This window comes from Odoribacter sp. AF15-53 (genome assembly GCF_003479425.1).
Taxonomy (GTDB): Bacteria; Bacteroidota; Bacteroidia; order Bacteroidales; family Marinifilaceae; genus Butyricimonas.
Window position 1 is genome coordinate 18321 of record NZ_QUHC01000008.1, and the last position, 19359, is coordinate 37679.

The 19359-nt window shown below is 43.4% G+C and carries 17 protein-coding genes; 3 read left to right on the forward strand and 14 right to left on the reverse strand.

Annotated features, from left to right (window positions below):
* The first annotated feature begins 97 nt into the window (after nucleotides 1-97).
* Both DWW52_RS15225 and tpx read left to right on the forward strand, forming a co-directional pair.
* Complete coding sequence (locus DWW52_RS15225; RefSeq protein ID WP_118716372.1) at nucleotides 98-1069, forward strand: type I phosphomannose isomerase catalytic subunit; 972 nt, start codon at nucleotides 98-100, stop codon at nucleotides 1067-1069.
* 32 nt (nucleotides 1070-1101) lie between these two features.
* Nucleotides 1102-1638 (forward strand): thiol peroxidase, encoded by a 537-nt coding sequence (gene tpx, locus DWW52_RS15230; RefSeq protein WP_118716373.1) that lies wholly within the window; start codon nucleotides 1102-1104, stop codon nucleotides 1636-1638.
* A 185-nt stretch (nucleotides 1639-1823) separates the two neighbouring features.
* Here tpx and kdsA read toward each other — a convergent pair whose 3' ends face one another.
* From kdsA to DWW52_RS15265, 7 genes are all read right to left on the reverse strand, one after another.
* The gene (gene kdsA, locus DWW52_RS15235; RefSeq protein WP_118716374.1) at nucleotides 1824-2618 is read right to left on the reverse strand and encodes a 3-deoxy-8-phosphooctulonate synthase; all 795 of its coding nucleotides are present in this window, start codon (nucleotides 2616-2618) and stop codon (nucleotides 1824-1826) included.
* A gap of 174 nt (nucleotides 2619-2792) precedes the next feature.
* A complete protein-coding gene (locus tag DWW52_RS15240) occupies nucleotides 2793-4064 on the reverse strand; it encodes a replication-associated recombination protein A (protein WP_118716375.1) in 1272 nt (423 codons plus the stop codon).
* Between the two features lie 103 nt (nucleotides 4065-4167).
* Entirely contained in the window at nucleotides 4168-4476 is a 309-nt protein-coding gene (locus DWW52_RS15245; protein WP_118716376.1) for a DUF3276 family protein, read from the reverse strand.
* A gap of 176 nt (nucleotides 4477-4652) precedes the next feature.
* The gene (locus DWW52_RS15250; protein WP_118716377.1) at nucleotides 4653-5861 is read right to left on the reverse strand and encodes an OmpA family protein; all 1209 of its coding nucleotides are present in this window, start codon (nucleotides 5859-5861) and stop codon (nucleotides 4653-4655) included.
* A 39-nt stretch (nucleotides 5862-5900) separates the two neighbouring features.
* Nucleotides 5901-6647, reverse strand: a complete 747-nt coding sequence (locus DWW52_RS15255) for a YjbH domain-containing protein (RefSeq protein WP_199692007.1) — start codon at nucleotides 6645-6647, stop codon at nucleotides 5901-5903.
* 65 nt (nucleotides 6648-6712) lie between these two features.
* A complete protein-coding gene (locus DWW52_RS15260; protein ID WP_158582628.1) occupies nucleotides 6713-8617 on the reverse strand; it encodes a carboxypeptidase-like regulatory domain-containing protein in 1905 nt (634 codons plus the stop codon).
* Nucleotides 8618-8656: 39 nt separating this feature from the next.
* The gene (locus tag DWW52_RS15265; protein ID WP_118716380.1) at nucleotides 8657-9895 is read right to left on the reverse strand and encodes a hypothetical protein; all 1239 of its coding nucleotides are present in this window, start codon (nucleotides 9893-9895) and stop codon (nucleotides 8657-8659) included.
* A gap of 445 nt (nucleotides 9896-10340) precedes the next feature.
* On the opposite strand from DWW52_RS15265, the gene DWW52_RS15270 reads away from it, so the two are divergent.
* Nucleotides 10341-10568 (forward strand): hypothetical protein, encoded by a 228-nt coding sequence (locus DWW52_RS15270; protein ID WP_233556936.1) that lies wholly within the window; start codon nucleotides 10341-10343, stop codon nucleotides 10566-10568.
* Between the two features lie 39 nt (nucleotides 10569-10607).
* Here the strand turns inward: DWW52_RS15270 and DWW52_RS15275 are convergent, their stop codons facing one another.
* The 7 genes from DWW52_RS15275 to DWW52_RS15305 all read right to left on the reverse strand — a co-directional run bounded on the left by DWW52_RS15275 (nucleotide 10608) and on the right by DWW52_RS15305 (nucleotide 19282).
* Nucleotides 10608-11804 carry an OmpA family protein gene (locus tag DWW52_RS15275; protein ID WP_118716381.1) on the reverse strand — a complete coding sequence of 399 codons (1197 nt, stop codon included), beginning with the start codon at nucleotides 11802-11804 and terminating at the stop codon, nucleotides 10608-10610.
* Nucleotides 11805-11838: 34 nt separating this feature from the next.
* Complete coding sequence (locus DWW52_RS15280) at nucleotides 11839-12582, reverse strand: YjbH domain-containing protein (RefSeq protein WP_199692008.1); 744 nt, start codon at nucleotides 12580-12582, stop codon at nucleotides 11839-11841.
* A gap of 56 nt (nucleotides 12583-12638) precedes the next feature.
* A complete protein-coding gene (locus DWW52_RS15285) occupies nucleotides 12639-13973 on the reverse strand; it encodes a hypothetical protein (protein WP_158582629.1) in 1335 nt (444 codons plus the stop codon).
* Between the two features lie 87 nt (nucleotides 13974-14060).
* Nucleotides 14061-15269 carry a hypothetical protein gene (locus DWW52_RS15290; protein WP_118716384.1) on the reverse strand — a complete coding sequence of 403 codons (1209 nt, stop codon included), beginning with the start codon at nucleotides 15267-15269 and terminating at the stop codon, nucleotides 14061-14063.
* Between the two features lie 223 nt (nucleotides 15270-15492).
* Nucleotides 15493-17199 (reverse strand): acyl-CoA dehydrogenase family protein, encoded by a 1707-nt coding sequence (locus DWW52_RS15295; protein WP_118716385.1) that lies wholly within the window; start codon nucleotides 17197-17199, stop codon nucleotides 15493-15495.
* Between the two features lie 90 nt (nucleotides 17200-17289).
* Nucleotides 17290-18309, reverse strand: coding sequence for an electron transfer flavoprotein subunit alpha/FixB family protein (locus DWW52_RS15300; RefSeq protein ID WP_118716386.1), 1020 nt, complete (start codon nucleotides 18307-18309; stop codon nucleotides 17290-17292).
* Nucleotides 18310-18409: 100 nt separating this feature from the next.
* Complete coding sequence (locus tag DWW52_RS15305; protein ID WP_118716387.1) at nucleotides 18410-19282, reverse strand: electron transfer flavoprotein subunit beta/FixA family protein; 873 nt, start codon at nucleotides 19280-19282, stop codon at nucleotides 18410-18412.
* Nucleotides 19283-19359 lie beyond the last annotated feature (77 nt).

Genomic DNA, 19359 nt, shown 5'->3' on the forward strand with positions numbered 1-19359 from the left:
ATCCCACAAAATTAATTCATAAATCTATAATCCCTCAATCACAAAATTCCTATCTTTGTTCTTTGTACAATAATTATGCCTAATAAAGAAATAAATCATGTTATACCCGTTAAAATTCCATCCAATACTCAAAAAAAAGATATGGGGAGGAGAAAAATTAGCTTACAAAAGTAACGAACACGAGGAAGCGATAGGTGAAAGCTGGGAAATATCTGCCGTGGAAGACAACATTTCGGTTGTTTCAAACGGAATCCTCGCGGACAATGATTTACAGGAATTAATTGAAGTTTACATGGGAGAGCTTGTCGGTGATCATGTCTATGAAAAATTCGGGATCGAATTTCCATTACTGATAAAATACATTGACGCCAACGATGACCTGTCCATTCAGGTACATCCCGATGATGAAACGGCAAAAGAACGCCATAATGCCTACGGGAAAACCGAAATGTGGTACATGGTCGACGCCGAGAAAGATGCTTCTCTCGTACTGGGATTCAATCAGGAAATCGACAAAAACACGTACCTGCAAGCCTTGCATCAAAACAAACTCATGGACTTACTGAACGTGCAGAAAGTAAAAAAGGGAGAAAGTTTTTTCATTCCTGCCGGACTCGTTCATGCTATCGGGAAAGGATGTTTCATTGCCGAAATACAACAAACCTCCGATATCACGTACCGGATCTACGATTACAACCGGAAAGATGCCAACGGGAACACTCGCGAATTGCACACGGACTTGGCAACTGATGTTATTGATTACAGCTATCACCCCCAACACAAGGTGAACTACACACCTCATGACAACCAATCCGTGCAACTGGTGAAATGTCCCTACTTCACGACCAACCTACTAGTATTTGATCGGGATATAGAAAAAGAATACGTACGTCTCGATTCATTCGTGATCTACATGTGCTTGCAAGGGAAATTCACGATCACCACCGGCGAATGTGACCCCGTTCTTGTCAACAAGGGAGAGACCGTCCTCGTTCCCGCTTGTTTCAAAAACCTCACATTATACCCGGATGATGTAACACAAGTACTGGAAATATACGTAGAAGAGTAAGCGACATTAAAAACAATCTTAAACAAAAGATTATGGCACTTACAAATTTTCTAATAAAAGCAATCCTTGTCACCACGGTTACTTTAGGAGGAGCCAAAATAACATTGGATGGCACCTTCCCTAAAGTGGGTGACACCGCCCCGAACTTCACGCTTGTGAACGGGGAATTAAAAGATATCTCTTTAAGCGATTTCAAAGGGAAACGGGTGTTACTAAACATTTTTCCCAGTCTCGACACCAAAACATGCGCCATGTCCGTAAGAGAATTCAACGAGAAAGCAGCAGATATGAAAAATACGGTAGTTCTGGCAATATCCAAAGATCTCCCGTTCGCCCAATCCAGATTCTGCTCAACCGAGGGAATAAAAAATCTAATTCCCCTATCGGCTTTCCGGAATGAATCTTTCGGGAAAGACTACGGTGTTGCCATCAAAGACAGTCCCATGGCCGGATTACTGGCCAGAGCCGTCATCATCATCGACGAGAATGGGAAAATTATCTACACGGAACTCGTCCCCGAACTCCGGCACGAACCGAATTATAAAGCCGCTCTAGCTGTCTTGAAATAAAAAAGAATATCTCAGGTAGCTTACCAACTACCACCTCTTTCCCCTCCTGTGTAAGGAGGGAAAATTGTTTGGTGATCAGCTTCTCCCCTGTATAAGGAAGCTTCACTTACTAGCTCTCCCCCTGTGTAAGGGGGAGTCGAAGGGGGTAGTCATTTCAGAAGAAAAATACTTTTTAGCGTCCCCCTTTATAATGCCTTTCTTATTCGGACTAACCTCTCCAACAACCCATCAATCAAATCCAACTGCAACATATTCGCCCCGTCCGATTTCGCACAGCGAGGATCAGCATGCGTCTCGATAAAAATACCGTCTGCACCCACGGCTATACCCGCTTTAGCAATCGTCTCAATCAATGCAGGTTGTCCCCCAGTCACCCCGGAAGCTTGATTCGGCTGCTGCAATGAATGAGTTACATCCACAACAACCGGACACTGGCAAGCCTGTTGCATAATACGAATTCCCCGGTAATCCACGACCAAATCCTGATATCCGAAAGTTGTACCCCGTTCTGTCACCATCACCTGCTCGTTCCCGGATTCCCTTACCTTATCCACGGCAAACTTCATCGATTCGGGAGAAAGGAATTGTCCTTTTTTGATATTCACGATCTTCCCGGTCTTTGCCGCGGCTACCAACAAATCGGTCTGCCGACACAAGAAAGCCGGAATCTGCAATACATCCACGTATTCTGCCGCCATTTCCGCATCGCTTTCCGTGTGGATATCCGTGACCACCGGTATATTAAACTCTTCTCTTACCTTAGCCAATATTTTCAACGCCTTCTCATCACCGATACCCGTGAAAGAATCCAACCGCGAGCGATTAGCCTTTTTAAACGACCCCTTAAACACGTAGGGAATCCCCAACCGATCGGTAACCTTTTTCACGTGTTCGGCAATATTCAACGCCATCTCCTCCCCCTCAATCACGCAAGGTCCCGCCAACAAAAAAAACATCTCTTGATTTATCAACTTATCCATCTTACATTTAAATTTTAGATTTTAGATCCCAACCACACAAGGCCGGATTCTTTCTGTGATTTAAGATTTCAGATTAGGTGATTCCTGTCGCGCAAGAATAACGTTTTCAATAATCACTAAATCATTAAATCGGCAATCACCGAATCTTTCCATCTTTATCTTTTATCTTTTATCTTATCTATACTTTCTCCACCAAGCCCTCAACCGTTCCAGAATCTTCACCTCTTGGGCATTCTGCTGTGGCAGATAAAACTTCTTCTCCTTCAACTCTTCCGGCAAATAAGGCTGTTCCACGAAATTTCCCGGATAATCATGCGGGTACTTGTAATCCTGCCCGTAATTCAAATCCTTCATCAACTTGGTCGGGGCATTCCGCAAATGCAATGGTACCGGAGAATTTCCAGTATGTCTCACCGTATCCATGGCCGCATCAATTGCGAGATAAGCCGAATTACTCTTGGGCGAAGTCGCCAGATAGATCACGCATTCGGACAAAGGAATCCGAGCCTCCGGCATCCCAATCTTGTGAACCACCTCGAAACACGTGTTCGCAATCAAAAGTGCATTCGGATTAGCCAACCCGATATCCTCCGATGCGGAAATAATCAAGCGACGGGCAATAAACTTCGGGTCTTCTCCCCCCAACAACATACGGGCCATCCAGTAAACCGCCGCATTCGGATCACCGCCACGGATCGACTTGATCATGGCTGAAACAATATCATAATGCTGCTCCCCGTCCTTGTCATACATCAACGGATTTTCATGCAATTCCCGATGTACCGCCTCGTTATCAATCACGATATCACCCTCACCCAATCCATTCACCACCAGCTCCAAAATATTCAGTAACTTCCGTGCATCTCCCCCACTATAAGAAATCATGGCATCCTTCTCCTTCACCGTGATATTCCGCTTACTCAGGTAATAATCCTTCGAGACAGCACGATCAATTAAATCCTCCAAATCCTTCTTCTCCTGCGACTTCAACACGTACACCTGACAACGGGACAAAAGAGGAGAAATCACCTCAAACGAGGGATTTTCAGTCGTGGCCCCAATCAGCGTCACCGTCCCTTTCTCTACAGCCGCTAACAACGAATCCTGCTGGGCTTTTGAAAAACGATGAATTTCATCGATAAAGAGAAGCGGGTTCGGGGTATTAAAAAAACGCTGTCCCTCGGCTTTCTGGATCACCTCCCGCACATCCTTCACCCCGGAATTTACCGCACTCAACGCGTAAAACGGACGCTTCAACTGCTCCGCGATAATCATCGCCAATGTCGTCTTTCCCACACCCGGAGGTCCCCATAAAATAAAAGAGGATACCACCCCGGAATCAATCATTTTCCGAAGCACCTTTCCCGGTCCGACTAGATGTTGCTGCCCGATATAGTCTTCTAAAGACTTCGGCCTCATTCGCTCTGCCAACGGCTTATTTTCCATTTTTCTCTTCTTTCTATCCGTACAAAGATACTACAAAATTCAGAGACGAAAAAGCGGAACACCTTTACCGGCATTCCGCTTTTATATCTAATTACAGTACTATTTACAGGTCTAAGTCTTTCTCGGGAAGTTCGCCATTGATTGCAGCTTTTACCACTCCAATAGCCTCTTCTAAGCCCTCGACAAACTTATCAAAATCTTCTTTATACAAGAACACCTTATGCTTCTCGTAGCTTGGATTTCCATTATTATCAAATTTTTTCTTGCTTTCGGTGATCGTCAAATAGTAATCATTATTACGGGTCGCCTTCACATCAAAAAAATAAGTTCTTTTCCCTGCTTTCACTGCATTGGAATAGATTTCATCTCTATCGTTCGTATCCATTCCGTCGTTTTGTTCGTATCCTTCCATTGTTTCTCAATTTTATTTGACTTCGCACCCCAAAGGTAAAAAAAACAAAGCAATAAATAGACTTTTTTAATCTTTTTTTTCGCTCATGGCCCATTCTACTGCCATATAGAAAAAAGAGGTCGCCTAAATTCGACCTTTAGACACCTCTCTTTTCTTTTTACTTCTCTCGAATCTTATTATCTTTCACCTAAAATTATCACGGAACGATTATACACATCCTCCTTGAAAGGCTGTTCTTGATCTCCGAGACCAATATAGGTCAAACGTTCAGCGGGAACCCTGAATTTCTTAACCAACAAATCGTAAACAGCTTTCGCTCTTTTTTCACTGATTTTCAAATTATAACTTGCTTTCCCGCTCTGTCGATCCGCATAACCTACAACTTTCATTTTCACGTTGGGATTAGCCGACATATAATTTGCAACCGCCTGTAAAACGACCATTTGCTCTGCTGTAACAGCATTCTTGTTGATCGTGAAACCCACGTACTGCCTGAAATCTTTTCTAGCGGCCTCTGCCGTTGCTTTTGTTATCGCTTCAGCTTTCTCCGTTTCTGTCCGGGCTAACTCTTTTTTAGCCACGGCCTCCGCAACTTTAGCTGCATCCAACTGGGATTGAGTATTCTTCAACTCTTTTTCGAGAGAATTAATCTTATCATTCAACTGTTGACGTTCCGAGGCAGTACTTCTTTCATAAGCAACAAATTTCTTCCCCCCGAAGGTATAAGTAGCTCCCAAGGCCACGGAAAGCAACCCGTCCTGATAAGAACGTCCTGCAATCTCTTCGGATCCGGAATATTTCGTCGTATAGAAAAAAGTCGGCATAATATGCGTACGAGCTTCCAAATCAATAGCCCAGTATTTATTAATATTATACTTTCCTCCCAATCCGATAGACCCGTTTATGGCAACATCCACATCCTTGTTATGAAACTTTCCAAAACTCAGACCCGAACCGAGAAACAATGTCATATCCCACTTATTATCAAGACTATATTGACGCCACAAATTTGTCAGGTTCAACATGAAATCCACGTTAAAATTGACATACTTATGCTGGAATTTGTTGTAAACGTTACCATTATTCAAACGATCAATATCCGTGTACAACTTTGCTTGCCAACCGGACAATTGTGCCCGAAGTCCCCAACAGGGATCCACCCACTTACCCACAGACAAATTAACTAATGGCTCCATCACTTTACCAAAGCCATAATCAAAATTATCCGTATTCAAATAGCCTTGCACACCGACACCGATACTAATAAAAATATTGTCTCTAAATTTTTCAGACGAATATTTCACTTTGGGAGTCGATGTTTGGGCACTCACGGAACAGGATGCCCCCACAACCAAGGATAGAAATAATAAAGTCTTTATTTTCATTTCATTTCTTTTTACGTTCTATAAATTTCATCGTCATCTCTATTTACCTTTCAAATAAATCTTGTATGCCAATCCCCCGCTAAAATATTTACCATCCTGCAAAAGAACTTGCATAAACAGATGTCTCAAAAGCAAATAATTGGCCCCGACACAAAAACTACGCGAATCATATTGAGCGATCAGGTTCAAATCCGGGGCAAATGACGGCCTATAACTAATTCCTCCCGCAAAACCGTTTAAATGGTTAGAAGTTCGCCGATTATACATATATGACACATGCAACCCCACTTTCTCCAGCTTGCTCACGCTCACGTATTTCGAAGCACTCGCATAAAACCGGCTGAAATATTGATTACCACTTCCTTCTGAAAGAATCTTTCCCCCGCCACTTTGCGTGTAAAGGTCGTTAGACCCTACCACGATCGCCGGAAGATACTTTCTTTCTCGAAGCAACCGTAAACGCACCGAGAAAGACCGATCCTGATTCACGAACCTCCCTTTCTTTTCCGGGACAAAAGTATCTGTCGCTTTAAACAAGGTACAGGTATACGCCACTTCCAAAAAAGGCAAAAACGTGATATTCAAGAAATAATTATACGTGTCATACGGGAAACCGCCAGGTGTGATATGATCATTCAAAAAATTCCCGCCTATCATCACGGTCTTATCCGGCTGCATATCTGCCGACGGACTGTTTAACAAACCACTAGTGCCCAATGTTAGCTGAGCCGAAAGCAATAACGAGCTAAACAAAAATAAACAAATAAATAGTAGTTTCTTTATCATGTTGAATTTCATTACGTTATTACTTTCGACCCATTTTATAATTTCATATATTTCAAGTTTTTATCTTATTCGCCGGCTCCACCACCAGTTCCGCCTTCTGTGATATGTCCTCCATGAGTGTGATGTTGGTCATATAGCTCAGACCGACCGCTTATCACAACAGCTTTTGCCTCGCGAACAACCACTTTCACCTCTTTTCCATCAATACCGAAGGTATACGTCTTGGTCACGAATTGTTGTTTTCCGGTAGCGATATAAATCCAACCCGGGATTATTTCAATATCATTCGTTCCGGTCATATTAACCGAATCAATACCAGCTATTTGCTTCATCTCTACCGCTTTCTTAAGCATAATCGTAATCTTGGCATCAGAGATTCCCGCGGCAGCCAAAGCGTCTTCCACTGAAATCACGTATTCAGAACCCTTGTAAGCTTTATACGAGAACTTGCCTTCACCTTTGGCAATCGGTTTAGCCCCCTCGTTCAAGATAGTGCCCATTGTCAAAGCTTGTGATGCAGTTGCAGTATCAACCTTAGAAGTTACAACCATACGATAACTGGAGAAGTGATGAATTTCTGTCGAATACACCCCATTCTTATAAGTCACCTCATTCTCAACATCACTCCAAACTTTACCATCTACACTGTATTGCATTTGCAATTCATCAAAAACGTGGCCGGATTCTTTAAAAGGATTAACAACATTCCAGACAATCGGTTTCTCGAAAGTAAGACCGTTCGGTAAAAATTCGCCAGTAACAAAGGCTGCATTGGCGGGAGTCTCGTCCGTGATAGGAGTTGTTTCATCAGCAATAACCGCATTTTCAATCACACCTCTCACAATTGCCGTAATTAACGTTTCTTCTTTCAATGCTCCAGCTGGAATATTTAAATCTGTTTTCACGGCAATCGAAGTTTCAACTTCCGGATCAGCCACAACCTCTGGCACATCTATCATTGTCGGCTCGTCAGGAAGCACCACTTCTGAAACATTCCCTTCTTCAGCCAAAGTCAAGTACACGGGTAAATTAATTATTGTCCCTATATTAAATGCACTCAAGTCATACGTCATAGCATAACCATTATATTTAGAATCAGCAACTTTAACAAAAATAGTAACAGTCCCGGTTTTCAAACCAGATATCATACAAGAACCAGAGCTAACCGGCATCTTAACAGCCTCCTCGTCATTGTTCCGGTACACGAGAGTCACATTCTTATTATAAGGAGTTCCATCCGTATCTATAATATTGCAACTAAGCGCGTAAGTCTTACCCTCAACCGTTCCTTTCTCGTACATCGGCACTTCCAAGTTAAAATTATACACTTGTCCAGCAGACACTTGCTGTAATGTTGCGGCATAACGAACATCGTTCATACCTTCTTTCGTGATCACGATATCATAAATTCCCACTTCAGCAACTTCGGTGTAAGCGAAAGTTCCATCCGCATCCGTCGTCTTCTCTGCCAGCGTAACATCCGAACCTCTCAACGTTCCGTTTACCTTTGCACCCGCAATCGGCTCGTTCGTTATTCCGTCAAAAACTTTACCCAATATATTATAAACAGCCGGTTCTTCAACCTTCACCGCTTTCATAAAGAATATGGCTGGTACAGTAACTTTCTCGCCATTTGCAGCTTTCGGCAAAGAGACCGTGTAGGAAACATTTTCGTATCCTTCTTTCACTAACGAAAACACTACATTTCCCGAACCCGTTTGTGTATAAGTACTCTTACCACTCGCATTGGTCGTCAGGTTCATCGGGTAGATACTTACCCCCTCAAGTGCCCCTTTGTCACTAATAACGGTAATATCCACCGTGTACGTGGCCGGGTCTGTTGATACCGTTGGTGGAACCACGGGAACATCATCTTTCGTGTAACAACTACTAAACAGTGATCCGAAAAACACTGTTATTAACAGCATTAAATTAATACCAATTCCTGAATGTTTTACTTCTTTCTTCATTTTCATGTTATTTAAGTTCGAAACTTTGCGTACCGCACTCTAATTTTTTAACTGCGATTTTATATATTTAGGGTTAAAATTATTGATTGCCTTATTTTCTCCGGGCCTTGTCTCGTAGGACTTTCCGTTAAAGAATAATCCTGCCGCCTTGTATTCCAAATCAAAATACCGGGCGGGCATTACCCGAAAATATTTCCCTCGCTTTTGCCTCATGGGTGGCAGGGCTATTGCGAAATGAAATCCGCCATCCACGTTCCCCCGGTTATTCTTCATGATATAAAACCCGACCGATGCTCTCTTGAAATGGCGTGTCATATCAGCCCTCACCCCGTAATCTCCCGCCAGAAACTTTATGGCTTTGACCTCACACAACACGTTAAACATCGGGTTGAAATAACTTCCCCCGACATTCCATGTTATCAACTTCGCCGGCCCGTAATGCCAGTTCCAATGATAAAAATAAGAGGAGCCGGTTAGACCGATTCGTCCCTCCACGGCAAAATTACTTAGCCATCCTTCGGTCATAACCGGACGAGACAGGCGCAAATCCAACCCCCAACGGTCTTGGTTAAAAATCCCTGCAGTCAGGTCGACAAAATTATTCAGTACGCGAAAATGTTGTTCGAGCGTAAAGAAACCTGGACGTATTTGCTCGTATTTGGCACCGTACTGATTAAATACAGGGATAATCACCTGTCCCGTGATCTTCATTCCTCTCATCGGTGCAATTTCCAGCGCGGGAGACAAATTCAACAAAACATCATATATTCTTCGATATTTCTGATTTCTAAACGCAAATTGCGGGTAAAAGACAAGGTCAACCTTCCACCTTGAACGATTGATCCGGGGAGTGTTTTTTACCGCTTTCCACACGTCGCCCAACCCATACGTTGACAACCAGCCGGAGTTTGTGGTACCCGGAACGGCAACAGGAGCAGATGGCGGTAGAACTAATGAGATTTGAGGAAGCCCCAGTTGCAAAACAATCACCCTCCTTGTCTTTCCCGCAATAAAAGGATATTTCTCGATAACATTAATAGCTTCACGGATTCCTTCTCCGTCGGCTTTCCAAACAGAATTTTCAAAAGTGATAATTTCTTCCGTATCCGATACGACCCGGCTGACATTCTCAAAGCCTGCATTTACCAATGCCTTGACAATTTCATCATCTTTCTGGGCATATAGCCCGGCAGAACAAAAGATGGTTAAAATCAATCCAAGCATCCATAAACGACAAACACGTACACATCCCTGTACTATTTTCTTCTTTGCAACCATTAAGAATCTGTTTACATTATATTCAGCAACACGTCTATAAATTCTGTTTTAACCATTTTCTAATCGAATCAAAGAAGAATTCATTATTTCCAATAAATCTTCTAGTTATCGAAACACGAAAATAATCTATCAGTAATCCAACGATTAATGGTATTCATATTTTTTACACAATTCCATTTTACGCAATAGGATAACTCTCTGATTACGAAAATGGACAATTTTCTATAAATTATTTTTCAATTAACAAAATTGTCGTATATTTGTATCGCATTAATCGTTCGATTAATAACACTTTTTCACAAGACATTTATAACACCTGCAGTAGGTAAATGAACTAACATAGTAATCCTAACAACTATTTTCCGCAAGCATTCAATCTTAAAAATAGACAAAACTCGACTCGCTACTTGGGAAACCGGAGGATTGTTAGTATATTTGTATAAACATGAACCGAATAATTATGATAGGTATTTATTTTACAATCATAGCCGTGTTGGTAGGAATCGCTTTTTTAGGCCTAGGTATTTCTACCTTCTTCAGCAAAAAAAAGAAATTCCCGGATACACATATCGGGAAAAATAAAGCGATGAAAGAACGAGGCATCAGTTGTGCTGCCACGACGGATCGCAAGGAAAGAGAAAATTACAAACCGATCGAAATAGATCAAAAATAGGAATAAAAAAAACCGCCTCGAAACGAGGCGGTTTTCATATTATCTTTCTCCCAGGATCATCACCAAACGGTTATACATATTATCCTTGAAAGGTTGATCTTGGTCTCCTAGACCAACATAAGTCAACCGATCAGCAGGAACCCCGAATTTCTTCACCAACAAATCGTAAACGGTCTTCGCCCGTTTCTCGCTAAGTTTCAGATTGTAATTCTTCGTTCCGGTCTGCCGATCAGCGTAACCGACAACTTTCATCTTCACGCTAGGATTAGCCGACATGTAATTGGCCACAGCTTGCAAAACAACCATTTGCTCAGCCTTCACCGCACTCTTGTTGATCGTGAAACCAACGTACTGCGTGAAATCTTTCCTAGCTGCTTCTGCCATCGCCGCAGCTTTCTCGGCCTCGGTTAGAGCCAATTCTTTCTTGGCCACAGCCTCTGCAACTTTAGCCGCATCCAACTGAGATTGAGTATTTTTCAATTCATTCTCAAGCGAATTAATCTTATCGTTCAACTGTTGACGCTCCAAAGCGGTACTTCTTTCATAAGGAACAAACTTCTTGCCCCCGAAAGTATAAGTAGCTCCCAACGACACGGAAAGCAACCCGTCCTGATAAGAACGTCCCGCGATCTCTTCAGACCCGGTATATTTAGACGTGTAAAAGAACGTGGGCATCATGTGCGTACGAGCCTCCAGGTCGATTGCCCAATACTTGTTGATATTGTACTTTCCACCCAAACCGATAGAACCGTTAATAGCAACATCCATGTTCTTGTTATGGAATTTACCGAAACTCAACCCCGGTCCCACGAACAACGTCATATCCCACTTGTTATCCGGGCTATATTGACGCCACAAATTCGTCAGGTTCAACATGAAATCCAGATTCAAGTTGATATACTTATGTTGGAATTTATCATACACGCCGCCATTATTCAAACGGTCTACATCCGTATACAACTTAGATTGCCAGCCGGAAACCTGTCCGCGAAGTCCCCAGGTGGGATCCATCCATTTACCGATAGATAAATTGACTAGCGGCTCGATTACCTTACCGAAACCATAATCAAAATTATCTTGATTCAGGTAGCCTTGAATACCGACACCAACACTGATAAAGATATTATCCTTGAACCTCTCGGATACATACTTTACATTCGTGTCTGTCTTCTGGGCGCTTACAGAGTAAGAGGCTCCCAAAACCAATGCCGAAAGTAATAAAGTTTTTATTTTCATCGTATTCTTGTTTATATTTTCATTAAATCCCCTCTCACTTGCCCTTCAAATAAATCTTGTACGCAATCCCGCCGGAAAAATAACGGCCGTCCTGCAAAAGCACTTGCATAAAAAGATGTTTCAAAAGCAGGTAATTCGCACCCACGAAAAAATCCTTCGAATCATGTTGCACGATCAAATTCAGATTCGGCACGAATGAGGGTTTATAACTAATTCCGCCGGAAAAACCATTCAAATGGTTCGATGCCCGCCGATTATACTGATATGCCAAATGCAACCCGACCTGTTCCCGTTTCGTCACGTTCACGTGTTTCGTTGCCGCCACGTAAAACCGGCTGAAATACTGGTTTCCACTCCCCTCGGAGAGAACGCTCCCGCCACCGCTCTGCGTGTACGCGTCATTTGACCCGATCACGACAGCCGGACGGTATTTCCTCTCTTTAAAAGGACGTAAACGAACTGAAAAAGAACGATCCTGATTGACAAACCGCCCTTTCTTTTCCGGGACAAACGTGTCTGTCGCCTTGAACAAGGTACAGACATAAGCCACTTCCAGGAAAGGCAGGAACGTGATATTCAGAAAATAATTGTACGTGTCATACGGAAACCCGTCCGGGGTTATCTTGTCGTGCAAAAAATTCCCACCCAACATCACCGTTCCATCCGGTTGCATTTCAGCCGACGGACTATTCAATAATCCGGTTGTACCTAACGTCAGCTGGGCCGAAAGCAACAATGTGCTAAAGACAAATATACAGGTCAGTATTATTCTCTTCATATCCGATACTATTTATCACTTCCGGCTTTCACTTTAACGTTCGATTCTCTCTTAAATTAGTCTCCGATTACCATACCACCACCGGCACCACCATTATAGATGTGTCCGCAGTGTCCGTGTGTATGATGCGCCCCGCAGAACTCGTTCTGCACGGATATGGATACTTTACCAGCCACCTTAGCGTTCACGGTCAAAGTAACCTCAGTCTTGGTATTTTTATCGTACACCTTAAAAGTAAAGGTATAATAATTGATATCCTGCGTACCTTTCGATAGTAAATGATAATCATATAATAACGATATCGGATCTCTTAACTGGAAAACAGCAGCAACAGGTCCGTTAAAACCACTCAAATCAACTTGTACTTTAGCTTTCACAGCCTCGGTTACCAAGTTCTTGATCTGATCCAAGTCAGCACCCAACGTTGTCCATTCCGTTCCGGCAAACTCCAATTCTCCTCCCTCGTATTTCTCGTAAGGAATTTCAGTAATTTGCACGGTTCCGGCAGTCTCGTTCGTAATCGGTGCGATTGCCGGTAAATTCTCGACCACATCGTTCGAGTTCATGCTGCTAGCCCGATACACCATTCTATATTGAGAGAAATGAGTCAAGTTAACATTATATTTACCATTTTCGAAGATAACCCCAGTCTCAAGGATTGTCCAATCACCGGCTCCGTTATTAGCCCGGTACTGTAATTGAGTATTCGCTAAATAATAATTTGCCAAACTCGGGTAAGCCACGCTCCATGCAACCGGAGAAGAGAAGATCGTACCGCTGGGACCAAACTCTCCCAACAAGAATTGAGCGGCAGCCTCTTGCGTTCCATTCACTTCGATCGCCTGTTGAACATCGCTATTAATGTTCATCGTGATATTCGTATTTGCAGCCAAAGCTCCGGCAGGGATCTCCAAAGTTGCGTTACCTTGTGTTACCGTTCCTCCAGAAGTTCCAACCTGTCCCTCGCCGGGATTAGACGTGTTCTTAAGATACATCGTCAACTGAACATTCACTGAAATCAATTGTCCTGTAATCTGATCACCGGGACTCGGAACAACCACTTTATACGTGATATTATCATATCCATCTTTCGTTAACGTCAAGGTATAAATATCCGGACTCGGTACTGTTACGATAAAGTTGGCATCACCCGACGTAACCACCCCGTTTTTGTCGGAAGTCACGGTCACCCCTTTCAAGGTTTCTTGCTGCCCGTTATTATTTGTCACGATTGTCCCCTCGATCACATACTTGTTAGGAACAACTTCCGGTTTCTGCACAACTGGAATATCATCTTTCGTATAACAACTACTGAAAAGTGTTCCGAAGACAACCATTACCATTAGTATAGCTTTCGCGCTTATACCTAAATGTTTTACTTCTTTTCTCATCATTCTTAATTTATAAAGGTTTACACTTGTTTTAATATTCTCTTTTTGATTCAATCTTTTGCTTTTTTGACTACTTGGTTTTAAATGTTAATTATTCGGTAATTGTGATTTTATATAATTTGGATTAAAATTATCTTCTGCCCGATTCTGTCCGGGCAGCGTCTTGTACGATCGCCCGTTGTAGAACAATCCTGCCGCCTTGTATTCCAGATTAAAATACTTGGCTGGAGCCACCCGTATGTGACGTCCTCGCTTCAATTTCATCGGCGGGATCAAAATTGAAAAATGGAATCCTCCATCCACGTTATCCCGGTCATTCTTCATCACGTAAAAACCAATCGACGTTCTCTTAAAATGCCGGGTCATATCGGCACGTACACCAATATCCCCGGCCAAAAATTTCTCAACCCGCAAATCACACTGAACATTGTATTGCGGGTTATAGTAACTTCCCCCGACATTCCACGTGAAGAGTTTCGTCGGTCCGTAATGCCACTCCCAATCATAAAAATAGGAGGAACCCGTCAGACCGACCTCTCCTCGAAGTGCAAAATACTGCAACCAGCCCCTCGTGAAAGGACGAAATAACGTCAAATCCATTCCCCAACGATTTTGGTTAAAATTACCCACGGACGCCTGTACGAAAAGATTCTCGACACGAAACGTCTGCTGCACCACGAGATACCCCGGACGAACTTCCTCGTACAGGGGCCCGTACTCGTTAAACACGGGAATAACAATCTGCCCTACCACTTTCATTCCCCGAAATGGAGCAATTTCCAAAGTCGGGGCTATATTAAATAACACATCATATATCTTGTGAAATTTCTGATTTCTCAAAGAGAGTTGCGGGTAAAGCACAATATCCGCCTTCCAACGGGAATTGTTCATGAACTTCTTTTCTGGCACCGGTTCCCACGACATCCCCAGTTCATAACTGACAATCCAATCCGAACCGAACTCCCCGGCAGGCAACAACAGCGAAACTTGAGGAACTTTATTCCTCAGAATAATCACACGGCGACTCTTTCCAGGAATCATGGGAAACTTATCCACAAGCTTCACGATCTCACGAACCCCGTCACCATTTCCCCTCCACAAAGAATTTTCCAACAGGATAATTTCTTCGGTCTCCCCCACACTTCGACTGACATTTTCATAACCGGCTCCCGTCAACGCCTTCACAAGGTCATTCCCGTCTTGCGCGTACAAAAAATCTATCGTACAGAAAAGTATAAAAAATACCCCTGACGTTTTAAAAAAAACATTATAAATAGACTTTTTTATCGCATTCATATAATCACAACTCGTTAACTTTGCCCTTCTAGAGCCTATTTTAGAAGATTTAATACATTCTAAATCAACTACTTACGAGAACAAAGATAGTGTTTTAATTATATATATATAAAAAACATTGCTTTTTTTTTGTAAAGAAAATATGGGATCAAACGTGTAAAAATAACGAGAGGGATGATTCGAAAATCATCCCTCTCGCGATATGGTTAACTGTAGGTAAGTACTATTTTTTATACATACCCAAATCTTTCAACTCAAAATCGTTAATAAAGGCAGCATATCCGGCCACTTTCGATTGTCCATATTTCACGAAAATCTCGGCAGACTTGGCGAACCGATCACAACGTTGAGAATCTATCAGCAACAAGTACCCAAGAATAATGTATCCTGCCATTTCCACTAGACGACGAGCATGGAAATCCACGTACTCCGTTTCCCCGGCAGCCGTCACTTTCATCACGGCAGCCTCGTAAGCCCCGGTCATACCTTTCAATGTCTCGCGTACAAATTCCTGCTCCGGACAAATAGGAGCCTTCTCGTATTCCTCACGGATTTGTTTCAGGAACTGCCCGGTAGTAACACCACGGATTGCGGCAACCACCTGCAACTGGGAAGTACCCTCATATATATTAGTAATACGTGCATCACGAACCAGACGCTCGATCGGATAATCTTTCATAAAACCGGATCCCCCGTGAATCTGCAACGCATCGTAAGCGATCTCGTTAGCATACTCGCTGGAGAACAATTTCAACAGTGGGGTGAAGATATCGGCCAGCTTCTGGTATTTCTTCATCTCCTCGCGCTCCTCCTTGTTCAACGTGCGCTCGTTAGCGATATGCGTGTAAGCCTTGTACATATCCACGAAACGGCTGGTCTCGTAAAGAATAGAACGAGCCCCATGTAACTTGGCCTCCATATTGGTCAACAACTCGTACACTGCTGGGAATTCTATGATCGCCTTACCAAACTGACGTCTTTCCTGTGCGTATTTCAAACCTTCACGGTAAGCAGCCTCGGCAATACCCACTGATTGAGCGCCCACACCCAAACGTGCACCGTTCATCAACGACATCACGTACTTGATCAACCCAAGTTTACGCTCGCCAACCAATTCAGCGGGAGCATCCTTGAACACCAACTCGCAAGTCGGCGATCCCTTGATACCCAATTTATTTTCGATACGGCGAACAGTCATCCCGCCGTTAGCCTTGTCATAAATAAACATGGACAACCCGCGTCCGTCATGTGTACCCTCTTCCGAGCGAGCCAATACCAATGAAATATGAGCGTCACCGTTCGTGATAAAACGTTTCACGCCATTCAGATACCATTTACCACTCTTCTCGCAATAAGTAGCTTTTAATTGAACGGATTGCAAATCCGACCCGGCATCCGGCTCGGTCAAGTCCATCGCGTAAGTATCGCCTTTAGCAGCACGGGGCAGATATTGACGTTTTTGCTCTTCGCTAGCGAACTCGTGAATCGTCTCTGCGCAATCCTGCAATCCCCAGATATTAGCGAAACCACCATCCCCACGGGATACCAACTCGGCAGCCATCACGTAAGGAACCATCGGGAAGTTCAACCCGTCATACTCGCGAGGCAAAGACATCCCGTACAATCCGGCTTGGGTCAACATATCATGATTCTGTTGAGTTCCGGGAGCGTATTTCACCCGACCGTCAATCACTTCCGGCCCCTCATGATCCACACCCTCTGCATTCTCGGCCAAAACGTTACCACAAATATCACCCACAATCTCCAACACTCTATCATAATTATCCATTGCATCCTCGAAATCACGGGGTGCTATATCATATTTCCCTGCCTCCTCGAAATTGCGCTCCTTCAAAGCTACAATCTTCTGCATCAAAGGATGTCCCAGGTGGAACTTCAAATCCTCGTTATCTGTATAGAAATTTGCCATACCTTTTAAATTTTAGATTTAATGATTCTGTGATTTAATGATTTCCGATTCCGTGATAATCACCCAATCGGCAATCTTCTAATCACTTAATTACTTGCTATTCTTCTTATAATACTGGATCATCTTGGGAATAACCACGTTCAGATCCCCCGTAATCACGTAATCGGCAAATTTATTAATCGGAGCGTTAGGATCCGAGTTAATAGCAATGACCATAGAAGATTCTTCCATCCCGGCAGTATGCTGAATCTGGCCGGAAATACCACAAGCAATATATAATTTAGGACGAACCGTCGTACCCGTTTGCCCGATCTGACGCTCGTGTTCACAGAACCCGGCATCAACGGCTGCACGTGAAGCTCCGACCTCACCACCCAACACGGAAGCCAGCTCGTATAACAAATTAAAGTTCTCCTTGGATCCCACACCATAACCTCCGGAAACGATGATCGGGGCACCCTTGATATTCACCTTGGATTTCTCCATGTGACGCTCGATCACTTTTACCACCAGATCCGTGTCATCCAAGTACTCGTCCACGTTCAACTTCTTCACTTCACCCTTGTGCTGCAAGTCGAAGATTTCTTTTTTCATCACGCCCTCACGAACGGTAGCCATCTGCGGACGACATTCCGGATTCACGATAGTTGCCACGATATTTCCCCCGAATGCCGGACGAATCTGGTACAACAAATTCTCGTATTTCTTCCCGCTCTTGGCATCGGTATACTCCCCGATTTCAAGACTCGTACAGTCAGCCGTCAAACCACTATGCAACGCAGAAGACACGCGGGGTCCCAAATCACGCCCTACGCTAGTCGCTCCCATCAAAGCCACCTGAGGCTTCTCTGCATCAAATAAACGCACGAGAATCTTCGTGTGAGGCAACGTGGTATAAGGAGCCAAACGGGCATCATCTCCTACCCAAAGCACGTCAACACCATAAGGGAATACTTGTTTTTCAACATCCTTCATTCCTTTACCCAACGCGATAGCCTCCAGCTTCACGCCAAGTTTTGATGCGAGAGCACGTCCTTTTGTCAACAGTTCTAGACTCACGTCGGCAACCGTACCCTCTTCTATTTCGCAATATACAAATACACTATTCATATCATTTTAAATTTTAGATTTTAGATTTTAGATTTCATGAATTCAAATTATCCTGTCACAATGAACACTCAATTTAAAATTTACAATTTAAAATCTAAAATTACCCGATTGTATGGTTTGTTATCAACTCTTTCATCATGGCATCCAATTCGGCATCCGTACCGGAAAGCACCTTTGCCTCTTTTGCCTGAAATACCACGCTCTCGATATTCTTTACCTTGGTCGGTGATCCGCTCAAACCGAGATCTTCTGCATTACTCTTGATATCGTTCACGCTCCACTCGGTCAATTTCAAGTAAGGACGTTCGTTTACCAGTGTGAAATAATCTTCGTTGGCATCTTGAGCCTCCTGTGTACCTTTCGCGTTCTTGTATTTCATCACGAAACGAGCATTTCTGGGACGACAAGCCGCAGCCGAACCGTTCACGGTCACCACGCAAGGCATCGGACAGGTTACCACCTCGACTCCTCTTTCCAGACGACGTTTGATCGTCACGATCTTCCCGTCACATTTCTGTATCTCTTCCGCGTAAGTCACTTGCGGTAAAGCCAGTTTCTCCGCTACCTGCGGACCTACCTGAGCGGTATCCCCGTCAATAGCCTGACGACCGCAAATAATCAGGTCATATTCCAAATTGCGTAATGCACAAGACAAAGCATAAGAAGTTGCTAAAGTATCCGAACCTGCAAAAGCACGGTCTGACAACAAATAACCACCATCTGCACCCCGGTACATGGCTTCACGAATAATCTCGGCGGCACGTCCCGGTCCCATCGTTAAGACATGAACGGTTGTCCCTTCAATTGTATCTTTTAATCTTAAAGCTTGCTCTAAAGCATTTAAATCCTCAGGATTGAAGATGGCAGGTAAAGCTGCCCTGTTTACAGTTCCGTCTGCTTTCATCGCATCTTTTCCCACGTTTCTCGTATCGGGAACCTGCTTAGCAAGAACAACAATTTTTAGTCCTTTCATATTAATATCCAATTTTATGTTTCAAGCGACATGAAATACTCTATTGATTTACAACCAGCGGCATGAATTCACAACAC

Excerpts from the sequence above, each read along its gene's own strand:
- DWW52_RS15245 (WP_118716376.1), bottom strand. The coding sequence starts at position 4,476 with ATGGAAGGATACGAACAAAACGACGGAATGGATACGAACGATAGAGAT.
- DWW52_RS15250 (WP_118716377.1), bottom strand. The coding sequence starts at position 5,861 with ATGAAAATAAAGACTTTATTATTTCTATCCTTGGTTGTGGGGGCATCC.
- DWW52_RS15280 (WP_199692008.1), bottom strand. The coding sequence starts at position 12,582 with ATGAAGAGAATAATACTGACCTGTATATTTGTCTTTAGCACATTGTTG.
- DWW52_RS15240 (WP_118716375.1), bottom strand. The coding sequence starts at position 4,064 with ATGGAAAATAAGCCGTTGGCAGAGCGAATGAGGCCGAAGTCTTTAGAA.
- DWW52_RS15305 (WP_118716387.1), bottom strand. The coding sequence starts at position 19,282 with ATGAAAGGACTAAAAATTGTTGTTCTTGCTAAGCAGGTTCCCGATACG.
- DWW52_RS15275 (WP_118716381.1), bottom strand. The coding sequence starts at position 11,804 with ATGAAAATAAAAACTTTATTACTTTCGGCATTGGTTTTGGGAGCCTCT.
- DWW52_RS15290 (WP_118716384.1), bottom strand. The coding sequence starts at position 15,269 with ATGAATGCGATAAAAAAGTCTATTTATAATGTTTTTTTTAAAACGTCA.
- DWW52_RS15260 (WP_158582628.1), bottom strand. The coding sequence starts at position 8,617 with ATGAAGAAAGAAGTAAAACATTCAGGAATTGGTATTAATTTAATGCTG.
- DWW52_RS15255 (WP_199692007.1), bottom strand. The coding sequence starts at position 6,647 with ATGATAAAGAAACTACTATTTATTTGTTTATTTTTGTTTAGCTCGTTA.
- DWW52_RS15285 (WP_158582629.1), bottom strand. The coding sequence starts at position 13,973 with ATGAGAAAAGAAGTAAAACATTTAGGTATAAGCGCGAAAGCTATACTA.
- DWW52_RS15300 (WP_118716386.1), bottom strand. The coding sequence starts at position 18,309 with ATGAATAGTGTATTTGTATATTGCGAAATAGAAGAGGGTACGGTTGCC.
- DWW52_RS15225 (WP_118716372.1), top strand. The coding sequence starts at position 98 with ATGTTATACCCGTTAAAATTCCATCCAATACTCAAAAAAAAGATATGG.
- DWW52_RS15295 (WP_118716385.1), bottom strand. The coding sequence starts at position 17,199 with ATGGCAAATTTCTATACAGATAACGAGGATTTGAAGTTCCACCTGGGA.
- tpx (WP_118716373.1), top strand. The coding sequence starts at position 1,102 with ATGGCACTTACAAATTTTCTAATAAAAGCAATCCTTGTCACCACGGTT.
- kdsA (WP_118716374.1), bottom strand. The coding sequence starts at position 2,618 with ATGGATAAGTTGATAAATCAAGAGATGTTTTTTTTGTTGGCGGGACCT.
- DWW52_RS15270 (WP_233556936.1), top strand. The coding sequence starts at position 10,341 with ATGAACCGAATAATTATGATAGGTATTTATTTTACAATCATAGCCGTG.
- DWW52_RS15265 (WP_118716380.1), bottom strand. The coding sequence starts at position 9,895 with ATGGTTGCAAAGAAGAAAATAGTACAGGGATGTGTACGTGTTTGTCGT.